This window comes from Streptomyces sp. ATexAB-D23, assembly GCF_000373645.1.
GTDB classification, from domain to species: Bacteria; Actinomycetota; Actinomycetes; order Streptomycetales; family Streptomycetaceae; genus Streptomyces; species Streptomyces castrisilvae.
This window is the reverse complement of the sequence record NZ_KB892006.1, coordinates 87,774-100,742: the sequence shown is the minus strand read 5'-3', so window position 1 is coordinate 100,742 and position 12,969 is coordinate 87,774. Positions and strand designations below refer to the sequence as shown.

General features: G+C 72.3%; 12 protein-coding genes. 10 read left to right on the top strand and 2 right to left on the bottom strand.

Annotation, left to right across the window (positions count from 1 at the left end):
• The first annotated feature begins 10 nt into the window (after window positions 1-10).
• The 6 genes from ribH to B082_RS0108200 all read left to right on the top strand — a co-directional run bounded on the left by ribH (window position 11) and on the right by B082_RS0108200 (window position 4,843).
• Window positions 11-496, top strand: coding sequence for a 6,7-dimethyl-8-ribityllumazine synthase (ribH, locus tag B082_RS0108225; RefSeq protein WP_018551336.1), 486 nt, complete (start codon window positions 11-13; stop codon window positions 494-496).
• Window positions 497-530: 34 nt separating this feature from the next.
• Window positions 531-803 carry a phosphoribosyl-ATP diphosphatase gene (locus B082_RS0108220; RefSeq protein WP_018551335.1) on the top strand — a complete coding sequence of 91 codons (273 nt, stop codon included), beginning with the start codon at window positions 531-533 and terminating at the stop codon, window positions 801-803.
• Between the two features lie 62 nt (window positions 804-865).
• Window positions 866-1,714 (top strand): ATP phosphoribosyltransferase, encoded by an 849-nt coding sequence (gene hisG, locus B082_RS0108215; protein ID WP_018551334.1) that lies wholly within the window; start codon window positions 866-868, stop codon window positions 1,712-1,714.
• Between the two features lie 22 nt (window positions 1,715-1,736).
• A complete protein-coding gene (locus B082_RS0108210; protein ID WP_018551333.1) occupies window positions 1,737-2,201 on the top strand; it encodes a PH domain-containing protein in 465 nt (154 codons plus the stop codon).
• A gap of 186 nt (window positions 2,202-2,387) precedes the next feature.
• Window positions 2,388-3,749 carry a hemolysin family protein gene (locus B082_RS0108205; RefSeq protein WP_026249553.1) on the top strand — a complete coding sequence of 454 codons (1,362 nt, stop codon included), beginning with the start codon at window positions 2,388-2,390 and terminating at the stop codon, window positions 3,747-3,749.
• The gene (locus tag B082_RS0108200; RefSeq protein ID WP_018551331.1) at window positions 3,746-4,843 is read left to right on the top strand and encodes a hemolysin family protein; all 1,098 of its coding nucleotides are present in this window, start codon (window positions 3,746-3,748) and stop codon (window positions 4,841-4,843) included. The genes B082_RS0108205 and B082_RS0108200 overlap by 4 nt, the downstream gene beginning before the upstream one ends.
• A 120-nt stretch (window positions 4,844-4,963) precedes the next feature.
• Here B082_RS0108200 and B082_RS0108195 read toward each other — a convergent pair whose 3' ends face one another.
• Window positions 4,964-6,880, bottom strand: a complete 1,917-nt coding sequence (locus B082_RS0108195; protein ID WP_018551330.1) for an AAA family ATPase — start codon at window positions 6,878-6,880, stop codon at window positions 4,964-4,966.
• 402 nt (window positions 6,881-7,282) lie between these two features.
• The gene (locus tag B082_RS0108190; RefSeq protein ID WP_018551329.1) at window positions 7,283-7,867 is read right to left on the bottom strand and encodes a uridine kinase family protein; all 585 of its coding nucleotides are present in this window, start codon (window positions 7,865-7,867) and stop codon (window positions 7,283-7,285) included.
• 188 nt (window positions 7,868-8,055) lie between these two features.
• Between B082_RS0108190 and B082_RS0108185 the strand changes: the two genes are divergently transcribed.
• The 4 genes from B082_RS0108185 (at window position 8,056) to B082_RS0108170 (ending at window position 12,766) form a co-directional block, all read left to right on the top strand.
• Window positions 8,056-9,411, top strand: coding sequence for a peptidase C39 family protein (locus tag B082_RS0108185; RefSeq protein ID WP_026249551.1), 1,356 nt, complete (start codon window positions 8,056-8,058; stop codon window positions 9,409-9,411).
• 441 nt (window positions 9,412-9,852) lie between these two features.
• The gene (locus tag B082_RS35815; protein WP_018551327.1) at window positions 9,853-10,584 is read left to right on the top strand and encodes a MerR family transcriptional regulator; all 732 of its coding nucleotides are present in this window, start codon (window positions 9,853-9,855) and stop codon (window positions 10,582-10,584) included.
• 5 nt (window positions 10,585-10,589) lie between these two features.
• Window positions 10,590-11,363: a TIGR03084 family metal-binding protein gene (locus B082_RS0108175; protein WP_018551326.1), complete on the top strand. Its 774-nt coding sequence runs from the start codon at window positions 10,590-10,592 to the stop codon at window positions 11,361-11,363.
• A gap of 92 nt (window positions 11,364-11,455) precedes the next feature.
• Window positions 11,456-12,766 (top strand): ABC1 kinase family protein, encoded by a 1,311-nt coding sequence (locus tag B082_RS0108170; protein WP_018551325.1) that lies wholly within the window; start codon window positions 11,456-11,458, stop codon window positions 12,764-12,766.
• Window positions 12,767-12,969: the final 203 nt, after the last annotated feature.

The window sequence follows — 12,969 nt, the reverse complement described above, 5'->3', positions numbered from 1 at the left end:
CAGGAGAGACATGAGCGGCAAGGGCGCACCCGAACTGTCCGTACGCAACTGCGGCGACCTCCGCGTGGCGGTCGTCGCCGCGCAGTGGCACGAGCAGGTCATGGACGGACTCGTCAACGGCGCCCTGCGCGCGCTGCACGAGCTGGGCATCGACGAGCCGACCCTGCTGCGGGTCCCGGGCAGCTTCGAGCTCCCGGTCGTCGCGAAGGTGCTGGCCGGGCGCGGATACGACGCGGTCGTCGCCCTCGGCGTGATCATCCGCGGCGGCACCCCGCACTTCGAATACGTGTCCCACGGGGTCACCAACGGTCTCACCCAGGTCGCCGTCGACACCGGTGTCCCGGTCGGCTTCGGCGTCCTCACCTGCGACACCGAGGAGCAGGCACTCGACCGCGCCGGCCTGGAAGGGTCCAACGAGGACAAGGGGCACGAAGCGGTCACCGCCGCCGTCGCCACCGCCGCCACACTGCGCTCGGTCAGCGAACCCTGGCGCTGAGTGCGGGCCCGGCACCCCGTATTCTGAGCACATCATGGCGAACAAAACCTTCGAAGAGCTCTTCGCCGAGCTGAAGCTCAAGGCCGCCAACGGCGACCCCTCCACCTCCCGCACCGCCGAACTGGTGGACAAGGGGGTCCATGCCATCGGCAAGAAGGTCGTCGAGGAGGCCGCCGAAGTCTGGATGGCCGCCGAGCACGAGAGCAAGGACGCCGCCGCCGAGGAGATCTCGCAGCTGCTCTACCACGTCCAGGTGATGATGGTCGCGCGCGGGATCTCCCTGGACGACGTCTACGCCCACCTCTGAGCCCGGCTCCCCGCACCTCCCGTACGTATCCCGCCACCCCTTCGCAAAGGAAACCCGACCTCATGCTGCGCATCGCCGTCCCCAACAAGGGTGCTATCTCCGGGCCTGCGATGGCGATGCTCCATGAGGCGGGCTACCAGCAGCGCAAGGAGTCCAAGGAACTCGTCCTGGTCGACCCGGCCAACCAGGTCGAGTTCTTCTACCTGCGCCCCCGCGACATCGCGATCTACGTCAGCTCGGGCCGCCTCGACATCGGCATCACCGGCCGCGACCTGCTGCTGGACTCCGGCGCCGAGGCCGAGGAGATCCTCCAGCTCGGCTTCGCCCGTTCCACCTTCCGCTACGCCGCCAAGCCGGGCACCGTCGCGGGCCCGCAGGACTTCGACGGTCTGACGATCGCCACCTCCTACGAGGGCGTCGTCGCCAAGCACCTCGCCGACTCCGGGGCCAACGCCTCCGTCGTCCACCTCGACGGAGCCGTCGAGACCGCCATCGAACTCGGTGTCGCCCAGGTCATCGCCGACGTGGTCGAGACCGGGACCAGCCTGCGCAACGCCGGCCTCGAAGTCGTCGGCGAGCCCATCATGACGTCCGAGGCGGTCGTCATCCGCCGTACCGGCGCCCCGGCCGACGAGCCCAAGGTCCAGCAGTTCCTGCGCCGCCTCCAGGGCGTCCTGGTCGCCCGCAGCTACGTGATGATGGACTACGACTGCCGCGTCGAGCACCTGGAGCGCGCCGTCGCCCTCACCCCGGGCCTGGAGTCGCCGACCATCTCCCCGCTGCACCACGAGGGCTGGGTCGCCGTCCGCTCCATGGTCGCCGCCAAGGAGGCGCAGCGGATCATGGACGACCTGTACGACCTCGGCGCCCGCGCCATCCTCACCACGGCCATCCACGCCTGCCGCCTCTGACGGCGGGAGACAGAAGAAGCACATGTCAGACGCCACACCCCCGCCCGGCGCGCCGGCCCTGCCGGTCACCTTCCGGCCCACCCGCACCCGGGTGGTCCTGCTGACGGTCGGGGCGGCGATGTTCGCCGTCATCACCGTCGTCGCCTTCACCCTCGAACAGCTCAGCGGGGGAGAACGGGTCAGCTTCGTCTTCACCGCGCTGCTCTTCTTCGGCGTCCTGGCGCTGCTCAGCCGCCCCAAGGTCGTCGCGGACGACGAAGGGGTGACCGTGGTCAATCTCACGCGCACCCGGCGGCTCTCATGGGCGGAAATCGTCCGGGTCAACCTGCGGGCCGGCGATCCGTGGGTCTTCCTGGACCTCAGCGACGGCACCAGCATGCCCGCCCTCGGCATCCAGCCCGGAATCGCCAAGCAGCAGGCCATCCGCGATGCCCGCGCCCTCCGGGACCTCGCCGAGACACGCGGCACCGGCACGGACAACGGCTGAGCCCCCTGCCCCGCAGGGGCTCTCGTTGATTACTCTGGAAGACGGCGGCGCCCTGTGCGCGCCCCGCCCCGCACCAAAGGCCCATGAGGCCGGCGGGGCTTTCCTGCGACCCGAGGAGTGACTCCCTCCAGCAATGGACGGATCGTCCGGTAGTACCTGCGCCGCCCCCTCAGCGGAGGCGGCGGCATGACAACCCCCTTGTTGCTGCTCTGCGCGGCATTCCTTCTCATCCTCGCCAACGGATTCTTCGTGGCGGCCGAATTCGGGCTCGTCACCGTGGAACGGGCGGACGCCGAGCGCGCCGCCGCCGAGGGCGACCGGCGGGCCCGCACCGTCGTCGGCGCCCTGCGCGAACTCTCCTTCCAGCTCTCCGGCACCCAGCTCGGCATCACCATCACCTCCCTGGTGGTCGGCATGCTCGCCGAGCCGGCGCTCGCCCGGCTGCTGAACGGCCCCTTCACCCTGACCGGCCTGCCCGACGGAGCCGTCCCCACCATCAGCGTGGTGACCGGCATGCTGCTCGCGGCCGCCGTCCAGATGGTCATCGGCGAACTCGTCCCGAAGAACTGGGCGGTCTCCAAGCCGCTCCAGGTCGCCCGGTTCGTCGCTGGACCGCAGGACCGCTTCACGCGTGTCTTCCGGCCGGTCATCGGCGCCCTGAACACCGCGGCCAACCGGCTGGTGCGCCTCCTGGGCGTCGAGCCGACCGACGAGCTGGCCTCCGCCCGGACCCCCGGTGAGCTGGTCTCGCTCGCCCGGCACTCGGCCGAGGCGGGCACCCTCGAACAGGACACTGCGGACCTCTTCGTACGGACCCTGTCGCTCGCCGGGCTCACCGCCCAGCACGTCATGACCCCGCGTGTGAAGGTCAGCGCCCTCCAGACCTCCGCCACCGCGGCGGACGTCCTCAACCTCACCCGCGCCACCGGTCTCTCCCGCTTCCCCGTCTACCGGGAGCGCATCGACGAGGTCGTCGGCATGATCCACCTCAAGGACGCCCTCGCCGTCCCGGCCGCGGAACGCCTGCGCACCCCGGCCGGCCGGATCGCCGTGCCGCCGCTGCTGGTGCCCGAGACACTGCCCGTCGAACAGCTGCTCCAGCGGCTGCGCGAGGAGCAGCCGATCGCCGTCGTCGTCGACGAGTACGGCGGCACCGCCGGGGTCGTCACCCTGGAGGACATCATCGAGGAGCTCGTCGGCGAGGTCCGCGACGAGCACGACGCCGAGGGCGCCGACCGGCCCGAGCTGGCCCCCGCGCCGCCCGAGGACGGCAGGCCAGCCTGGGATGCCGAGGGCAGCTGCCGGGTCCTCACCCTGCGCCGGATAGGACTCGACGTGCCCGACGGCCCGTACGAGACGGTGGCCGGGCTCGTCGCCGACCTGCTGGGCCGCATTCCCGCGCCGGGAGACCGGGCCGAGCTGCCCGGCTGGCGGATCGCGGTCCGCCAGGTCGGCCACTACCGGGCCGAGAAGGTCCGCTTCGTCCGCACGGCCGGCGTTCTCGGGGCGGACGCCCCGCAGCGGCCCGTCCTGGAGGCGGCGCGATGAGCCTGCTCCAACTGGTCTTCGCCGGATTCCTCGTCCTCGCGAACGGCTTCTTCGTCGGCGCGGAGTTCGCTCTCGTCTCCGTACGCCGCAGCCAGATCGAACCCCTCGCCGCGGCCGGTTCCGGCCGGGCCCGCCAGGTGCTGTACGGCCTGGAGAACCTGCCGCAGATGATGGCGGCCGCCCAGTTCGGCATCACCGTCTGCTCCCTGACCCTGGGAGCCGTCGCCGAACCCACCGTCGCCCACATCCTGGAGCCGGTCTTCGCCGCGGTGCACCTGCCCGAGGGACTGATCCACCCGCTCGGCTACGTGCTGGCGCTCGTCCTCGTCGTCTTCCTCCACCTCGTCATCGGCGAGATGGTCCCGAAGAACCTGGCGATGGCCGCGCCGGAGAAGACCGCGCTGTGGTTCAGCCCCGGCCTCGTCGGCTTCGCCCGGCTGTGCCGCCCGGTCACCGCGGCGCTCGGCGCCTGCGCCCGGCTGGTGCTCAGGCTCTTCGGCGTCGAACCGAAGGACGAGGTGGAGGCCGTCTTCACCAGCGAACAGCTCAACCGCCTCGTGGAGGACTCCGGTCAGGCCGGGCTCCTCGAACCCGAGGCCCAGGAGCGGCTGGAGGACGCGTTGGAGCTGGGCAGCAGGCCCGTCACCGACGTGCTGCTGCACCGCGCCACGCTGGTGACGGTGGACCCCTCCGTCACCCCGCGCCGGATCGAGGAGCTGACCGTGCGCACGGGCTTCTCGCGCTTCCCGGTCTGCGCCGGGGGCGGCGGCCCGTTCATGGGCTACCTGCACGTCAAGGACGTCCTGGACCTGGAGGACGGCGACCGGGCGGTGCCGCAGCAGCTGTGGCGCCCGATGGCGACCGTACGGGCCGAACTCCCGCTGGACGACGCCCTCACCGTGATGCGCCGCGCCGCGACGCACCTCGCCCAGGTCGCCGACGCCTCCGGCCGGGTGCTCGGTCTGGTCGCCATGGAGGACGTCCTCGAAATGCTGGTCGGCGAGGTGCGCGACCCGGCGCACCGGGTCACCGAGCCCCGCCGCACCGAGGAGCGCACCGCGGACCCGGACGGGGTCACGGCCCTGGTCGGCTGACCGCAACCGCAACCGCAACCGCAACCGCAACCGCAACCGCAACCGCAACCGCAACCGCAACCGCACACCCGCACCCCCGGCCGCCGGAACCTCCCGGCGGCCGGGGGTGCGGTGCGTGGTTCACAGCACGGGCGGTTCCTGCGGCCCCCGGCCCACCGGACCGCGCCCCGACAGCACCTCGCCGTACGCCTGCATCAGGTCCGGCAGCCGCAGCGTCGCCAGGTCGTCCCGGGTCGGCACCGTCGTACAGCCCGAGAGCCGCAGGTCGCGGTAGGCGCAGCTCTTCTCGTACAGCGTCCGCAGGAAGCGGCCGTTGCCCAGCTCGTCCAGCCAGCCCTGGTCGACCACATGGCCGCTGATCGAGCGCAGCTCGTCCAGCGACTCCTCGTCCCACACGTCGCCGTTCTCCGCGGCCAGCACCTCACCGATCGCGGTGAGCTCCAGCGGCCGGTAGCTGGGGAAGTCCACCCGGGTGGTGAAGCGCGAGGAGAGCCCGGGGTTGGTGGACAGCAGCCGGTCCATGCCCTCGGGATAGCCGGCCAGGATGACGACCAGATGGTCCCGGTTGTCCTCCGCCCGCTTGAGCAGCACCTGAAGGGCCTCGTCGCCGTATGCGTCGCCCTTGCTGTACCCGGTGTTGGAGAGGCTGTACGCCTCGTCCACGAAGAGCACCCCGCCCAGCGCCGAATCGATCAGCTCATTGGCCTTCACCGCGGTCTGGCCCAGGAACTCGCCCACCAGATCCGCCCGTTGGGCCTCCACCAGATGGTCCCCGCCGAGCAGGCCCAGCGCGTAGAACACCCGGCCCAGGATGCGGGCCACCGTCGTCTTGCCGGTGCCGGAAGGACCGGAGAAGACGAAGTGCCGCTTCGGCGGCTGTACGGGCAGCCCCTGGCCGGCCCGCAGCCGCGCCATGTTCAGCTGCGCGGAGAGCGCCTTGACCTGACGCTTCACCGGCTCCAGGCCGACCATCCGCTCCAGCTCGGCCAGCGCCTCGGCCAGCAGGGCCGGGTCGCTGGGCCCGGCCGGGAAGGGCTGCGGCGCCGGCTGCCCCGGGACGGAGGTCTTCGCCCGCGCCCCGCCGGCCGGCGGGGGGACCACGGACCCGGGCAGATCCTGCGCCTCACCGCCCGGCGGCAGGTCCCGGCCGTCCGGCAGGTCGGCGCCCGGCGAGGAGTCGCCGTCCGTCCTGCCCTCCGCGAAGGCCACATCCGCCTCCAGACCGGTCAGCGACACCGTGGCCAGACCCGGCAGGTCCTCGGAACCGTCCAGCCCGTCGTAGTCCGCGATGGCCGCCAGCCGCGCCGAGGTGTCCATGAAGGCGGGGTCGATCCGGTGCACGGCCCGGTAGAGCGGCAGGGCGGCGGCGCTGCGGCCGGTGCCCTCGTGTGCGCGGGCCAGCCAGTAGCGCAGCTCCTTGCGCTGAGGCTGCTCGCTGCGGCAGCGCATCAGGGCCGTCGCGAGCATCGGTTCGGCCTGCCCGTACATCTCCAGCCGCACCCGCGCCATACCGCCGAAGAGCCCCGCCTCGATGCCGAGCATCGGGTCGTCCACCAACCGCTCGGTGTGGCGCACGAGCTGCTCCCAGTCCTTGACCAGGTAGGAGCGGCAGGCGTGCAGGAAGCGGACCTGCGGGTCGGTGTCCACCGGCGCCAGGGCGGCGAGCGCCCGGTCGAGCTCGGGCACATGGCGGCCGTCGAGCCAGTGGGAGGCGTGTGCCAGCAGCAGGTCCCGCGGACTCTCCAGCACCGGCTGCACCCACCAGCCCAGCCAGTACCAGGAGTTGAGCGTGCGTCGGTAGCGGCTGCGCTGCTCGCCGAAGCGGTCGCGGTGGCGGTGCATGTGCAGCAGCGCGGACGCCGTGTCGACCCGCAGCGCGTGCAGCCCGAGCCAGGCGTCCGCCATGCCGGGATCGTGGCGGACCGCGGCCCGGAATTCCTCCTCGGCCTGCGGATACGCGCCCATCGTGTAGGCGTCCACGCCCCGCAGCCAGGCGAGGTCGGCGGGGGCCTGCGCGCCCTGCGTGCCGATGTCCATCAGGTCCCCCACAAACGTGCCCCCAGGATGTCCCGCCGCCCGAAAGCCCGCCGAGGCGCGCCGAAACACTGTGCCGTGGACGGGAATTGACCGCACCGAGAGGCATCGTACCTGTGCAGGGAGTATCCGACTAAGGGTGCCGCAGGCCGAAGACGCGTCGTGACCCAGGGTGAGGGGGAGGGGTCCGGTGGCGGCCGGGGAGGTGCGGGGAGCACAGGACGAAGCCCCCGATCACGGGGGAACAACCGGGGGCTTCGCGTCTGTGGGGGCTCCGAAAAGCCGCACATTGAGAACGTAAGACCTGTACCGCCCCCGGGTCAAGCGGAGTTGAGGTACTTCCCGGGCGATTTCCGACTGCTCGGTACGGCGCCGCGAAACGGTCACACCATGTGACGGAACGGTTCAGCAGCGCGCCCGTACGGGCCCTTCCAGCCACTCGTACCCCACGGGCAACTGCCGTACCAGAGCGTCCGCATGGGGGCGCGAGGGGTCGGCCGAGAAGTGCGCGGTCTCGGCGGCGGTCCAGCCGTCCCAGAACGCGCTCAGCGCGGGCCCGTCCCGCCGCCGCCCGCGCTCCCAGGACTCCTCGGCCGCAAGGTCCATCCACAGCAGCCGGGCCAGCAGCGGGCGCAGCGCGCGCCGGCCCGCGCCGACCCCCTCGATGAGGATCACGGGCGCGGGCTCCAGGGTCCGCGGCGGCCCGAAGGTCCGGGCCGTCCAGTCGTACGGCGCGTAGCGCGCGGGCTCGCCCCGCGAGAGCGGTTCGGTCACCTGTTCGCGCAGCCGGTCCGTCCAGGCGAACAGCTCCTGGTGTGTCGCCAGGTCGTCCAGGTGCAGCACGGGGGCGCCGCCGAGCGCCTCGGCGAGGCGCTCGGCGAAGGTGCTCTTGCCCGATCCGGCGTGGCCGTCGACGGCGACGAGCCGCACCGGTCCGCAGGACGGCGCGAGGGCGCGCAGTCGCGCGGCGTGGTGCGAGAGGTCGTTCATGCACCCAGCCTACGAGCCGGGCGCCCTGCGGGCGCTCCCGCGCAGCCGCAGGTCACGCCAGTGGTCGAGACCAATATTGATTGACCGGCACGGGCCGAATCGCTGGCCGAACCGGGACGCGACCCGCGATAGTTGGCGCACTGTTGTGCACCGCAGCCCCATTCCGCCGACGACCGGGGGTCTCGCCCATGCCCAGTCCGACCTCACGCCGAACCGTGCTCACCGCCGCCATCGCGGCCGCGGCCGGCGCCGGAACGCTCTCCACCGCCACTGTGGCGGCCGCCACCCCGCACCACCGCCCCACGGCCCCGCCCCCCTCGGTGGACAACCACGCCTGGACCACGTACACCGACTGGCGCTGCGGCCACGGCGCCGGGACCCGCGCGGTCGCCGGCCGCCGCGCCGGGCTCGTCATCGGCCATTCGCTGGGCCGCACGGACTACACCGACCCGCACACCGGCACCACCGCCGCGTGGGACTACGCGACCTGGACCTCACCCGTCCACCGCTCGACCGTCCCCGCGACCGAGGTGATCGCCTCCTGGAACGCGGACACCCCGGCCGGCACCTGGATCCGGATCGAACTGTGCGGCCGCTACTCGGACGGCACCGAGTCCCCCTGGTACGTCATGGGCCGCTGGGCGGCCGGCGACGGCGACATCCGCCGCACCTCCGTGGACGACCAGAGCGACGGCAAGAGCTCCGTCTGGACCGACACCTTCTCGGTGGACGACGCGGCGAGCGGCCTGCGCCTGCTCTCCTACCGGCTGCGGCTCACCCTCTACCGCACCCCGGGCAGCCGGCTCACCCCGACCGTGTGGCGGATCGGCGCGATGGCCTCGGACATCCCCGACCGCTTCACCGTCCCCGCCAGCACCCCCGGCCTCGTCCGTGAGCTGCCGGTGCCGCGCTACTCGCAGAACGTCCACGTCGGGCAGTACCCCGAATACGACAACGGCGGCGAGGCGTGGTGCAGCCCCACCTCCTCGCAGATGATCATCGAGTACTGGGGCCGCACCCCCTCCGCCGACGACCTCGCCTGGGTCGAGCCCGGACTCCAGGACCCCCAGGTCTGCCACGCCGCGCGCTTCACGTACGACAACCAGTACGAGGGCTGCGGCAACTGGCCGTTCAACGCCGCCTACGCGGCGACCTACCGTGACATGAGCGCCGCGGTGACCCGGCTCGGCTCCCTCAAGGACGTGGAGACCCTGGTCCGGGCAGGCATCCCGGTCATCACCTCGCAGTCCTTCCTCAAGGAGGAACTGACCGGCGCGGGCTACGGCACCTCCGGCCATCTTATGACCGTCATCGGCTTCACCCCCGACGGCGACGTCATCGCCAACGACCCCGCGTCACCGGACGACGAGGCGGTGCGCCACGTCTACCGCCGCCACGAGTGGGAGACGATCTGGCTGCGCACGAAGCGCTACGACGCGGAGGGCAAGGTCAAGAGCGGTACGGGCGGGGTCTGTTACGTCTACTGGCCCTCCCACCCCTCCCCGGCCCAGCGCCGTGCCCTGCGGTCGCTCGGGCTGCTGTGAGCACGTAGGTCCCCACGGTCCCCAAGGCCACGGCCGCCTGACGGCAACGCGGGTGGCCGTCCGGGCCCCGGAGAGGGCGCCTTCGTGACCGCCGGCCGGTTCCGCACCGATGCGGAGACGATCCGCACCGGGCAACGGACGAGAAGACAGATCGCCGGATCCGGCGACAGACTCGTTCCGCCGCGTCGGCCGGCCTGGTCAGGAGCCCGTTCTCCGGGGAGGGACCCCTTTGACGAAACCACTTCACGCATGCGCGGTTCCGGTGGCCGAGGGGGAGGGGACCGGCCCGCCGCCCGGTCCGGACGACGAGCGGCGGCAGCCGCCCACGTCCGCGGGTGACCCGCGGCACCCCGCCGAGGAGCCGGGCGCGGGCCGGGGCACTTCGCATGTGAGGACGGGACCCGGTACTCCGTCGGCACCGCCGCGGACGGGCGGGGCCCCATGACGTTGGCGGAACTCAGCAGCCTCAGCGGGATGCCGGCCGCGACGATCAAGTACTACCTCCGGGAAGGGCTGCTGTCCCCGGGCCGGCGCGTCAGCGCGACCCGCGCCGACTACGGCGAGGAGCACCTGCACCGACTGCGGTTGATCCGGGCACTGACAGGTGTGCGCCGGCTGTCGGTCGGTGCGGCCGGGAAGGTTCTCGGCACCATGGCGCGGCAGCCGGATCCGTACCGGATCCTCGGACTGATCGACGGCGGGCCGGCCTCGCCGGACGGGGACCACGAGCGGGCGGAGGCTCCGGGCGTCGCGGGCGCGTGGAGCCTGATCGCCGAGATGGGCTGGGACGTCGACTCCGGCACCGCCGCCGCCCGGAGCCTCGGCGAGATTCTGCATGCCTTGTCGGAGCTGGGTACGGAGATCGACTGGCGGACGCTGCTGCCCTACGCGCGACTGGCGGACCGTGCGTCGGAGCTGGACATCGAGCAGCTGGACGGCGCGTGGGCGCCGCGGGAGGCCGCCGAACGCGCGGTGCTGGTGTGTCTCCTTCTGGAACCGGCGCTGCTCGCCCTGCGCCGCCTCGCCGGGGAGGACAAGTCGGTCCGTCACTTCCGGGGCGTCGAAGGCGGCGCGCAGAGCACGTGCGAAGAAGCGGCGGTCCGTCCCCGCCCGGAAGATGGACCCGGTTCGCCCGCTGTGTTCTCCGGCGCGTCGAAAGGAATGGCCACGTGACCGCAATGCAGGACGTGTACGCCGATCTGGCGGTGGAGGGCACCGAACTCGGTGATCTCGTGGCAGGACTCAGCCCCGAGGAGTGGGAGGCGGCGACCCCCGCCGCCTCCTGGACGGTCCGTCACCAGGTGGCTCACCTGGCGTACGTCTCGCGTCTGGTCCGGCTCGCGGTGAGCGACGCGGAGGCCTTCGCGGCCGAGACCGCGCCGGTCCGGGAGGACTTCCAGTCCGGGATGGACGCCGGGCTCGCCGAGTACGTCACGGAGCCGGTCCCGGGTCTGCTGCGTCGCTGGGCCGAGGAACGGGAAGCCGCCGAGAAGGGGCTGGCCGCACTGGAACGGCGTGATCCGGTGCCGTGGCCGGCCGGGCCGCTGCCGGCCAGTGTGCTCGCCGCGGTCGCGTTGGCGGAGCTGTACGCGCACGGCCAGGACATCCGCGACGGCCTCGGGCGTCCGCGCGTGCTCACCGACCGGATCGGCCACATCGTCTTCCTCGGGACCCGCACCCGGGACCTGGCCTACCGCGCCCGCGGTCTGCGGCCTCCGGCCGAGCCGTTCCGTTTCGAGGTGACGGCCCCGTCCGGGGAGCTGTGGGCCTTCGGACCGCCGGAGGCCGGGCAGCGGATCACCGGCCCGGCCGAGGACTTCTGTCTGCTCGTCACCCGGCGCAGACACCGCGACGACCTCGCGCTGACCGCTGTCGGGACGGAGGCCGGCCAGTGGCTGGACATCGCGCAGTCCTACGTCGGACCGCCCGGCACGGGCCGGGCACCGCAGTGAGCAATATGGCGTATAGATCACCGGCCCGGGGGCTGCTTTTCTAGCTGGCGGGCCGTCTTCGGTCCGCCCGACACGAGGGATCTGGGGTTGCCGTGCGAGAACAACGGACCAGCTGGTGGCTGCTGCCGAAGCGCGCCTGTGCCACCGCCCTGATCGTCACCGGACATCTGATCGCCGCCCTGCCGCACACGATGACCCGCGGTGGCCGGGCCGGGCTGGCGCACCGCGCTCCCCGGCTGCTGACCGCGCTGGGGCCGTTCTTCGTCAAGGCGGGGCAACTGCTCAGCACGCGCCGCGACCTGGTCCCCGAACGCTGGTGCGACGCGTTGGGTGAACTGGCCGACGAGGTGCGGCAGCCGAGGCGGGCGGCGGTGGCCCGCACCCTCGCCGAGGCCGGATTCTCCGATGCCTTCGCCGAGTTCGACTGGGAGCCGGTGGCCTGCGGCAGTATCGCCAGCGTGCACCGCGCACGGCTCGCCGACGGTACCGAGGTCGCCGTCAAGGTGCAGCGGCACGGCATCCGCCCGGTGCTGGAGGCCGATCTGCGCCTCGCCCTGCTCGGCGCGCGGGCCGGCCGGCTGCTGCCGAGCATGCGGGACCTGCCCGCCGAGGAGATGATCGGACAGCTCGGCGGCGCCGTCCTGCGCCAGCTCGACTTCAGCGCCGAACACGACTCCCTGCTCGCGCTGCGCGGCAACCTCTCCGACCACACCGAACTGCGGATCCCGGCTCCCGTCGAGGGACTGTGCGGACCGACGGTGCTCACCATGGAGTTCGTCCCGGACATCGGCCGGTTCCGGCCCCACGGCATGTCGATGGCCCGCCGCCAGGAGGTGGTCCGCGACGTCCTGCGGGCGGTCTACCGGATGCTCTTCGTGGACGGTGTGGTGCACTGCGACCTGCATCCGGGCAACCTCTGCCTGGACGGTGAGGGACGGGTCGTGGTGCTCGACGCCGGCTTCGTGGTGCAGCTGCCCGACGCGGTGCGGCGCTCCTTCGCCGGCTTCTTCCTCAACATGGCCCAGGGCAACGGCCCGAAGTGTGCGGACATCGTGCTCGACAGCGCCGCGCGGCTCCCCGCAGACATGGACCGGGAGGGATTCCGCAGCGCGGTGACGGAGCTGGTGGACGAGGTGGCCGGGGCGCTCTCGAAGGACTTCGACCTCGGGGCGTTCGCGCCGAGGCTGTTCAAGCTCCAGAAGGACTTCGGCGTCTTCGCCGCTGCCGAGTTCGCCTTTCCGCTGCTGTCGCTGCTGGTGCTGGAAGGAATGATCAAGGAGTTCGACTCCGAGGTCGACTTCCAGGCCGAGGCGGTTCCCGTACTCATGGCCTCCTTCGCCAAGGACGTCCAGGTGGACTCCGAGCGCCGCGGGAACGGGCCCTCCGGCGGGTGGGCCGCCTGAGAACCGCGCAGGCCCCGCCGCACCCCGTACGGTCTGCGGTCGCCTGTCCCCGCCTTCGTGCGGACCGAGGCGGCGGACGGCACGGGCCGCCGCACGGCGGACATCACCCGACAGCTCCTGCCGGACCGACACGCCTGCGGACGGGCCGCGACGGCGGCCGACGCGACACGTCGAGCAGGGGACGGAAGAGGAGGAACGACATG

Coding starts and splice junctions, on each gene's coding strand:
- B082_RS0108185 (WP_026249551.1), top strand. CDS start 8,056: ATGCCCAGTCCGACCTCACGCCGAACCGTGCTCACCGCCGCCATCGCG.
- B082_RS0108205 (WP_026249553.1), top strand. CDS start 2,388: ATGACAACCCCCTTGTTGCTGCTCTGCGCGGCATTCCTTCTCATCCTC.
- B082_RS0108200 (WP_018551331.1), top strand. CDS start 3,746: ATGAGCCTGCTCCAACTGGTCTTCGCCGGATTCCTCGTCCTCGCGAAC.
- B082_RS0108175 (WP_018551326.1), top strand. CDS start 10,590: ATGCAGGACGTGTACGCCGATCTGGCGGTGGAGGGCACCGAACTCGGT.
- B082_RS0108195 (WP_018551330.1), bottom strand. CDS start 6,880: ATGGACATCGGCACGCAGGGCGCGCAGGCCCCCGCCGACCTCGCCTGG.
- B082_RS0108190 (WP_018551329.1), bottom strand. CDS start 7,867: ATGAACGACCTCTCGCACCACGCCGCGCGACTGCGCGCCCTCGCGCCG.
- B082_RS0108210 (WP_018551333.1), top strand. CDS start 1,737: ATGTCAGACGCCACACCCCCGCCCGGCGCGCCGGCCCTGCCGGTCACC.
- hisG (WP_018551334.1), top strand. CDS start 866: ATGCTGCGCATCGCCGTCCCCAACAAGGGTGCTATCTCCGGGCCTGCG.
- B082_RS35815 (WP_018551327.1), top strand. CDS start 9,853: ATGACGTTGGCGGAACTCAGCAGCCTCAGCGGGATGCCGGCCGCGACG.
- ribH (WP_018551336.1), top strand. CDS start 11: ATGAGCGGCAAGGGCGCACCCGAACTGTCCGTACGCAACTGCGGCGAC.
- B082_RS0108220 (WP_018551335.1), top strand. CDS start 531: ATGGCGAACAAAACCTTCGAAGAGCTCTTCGCCGAGCTGAAGCTCAAG.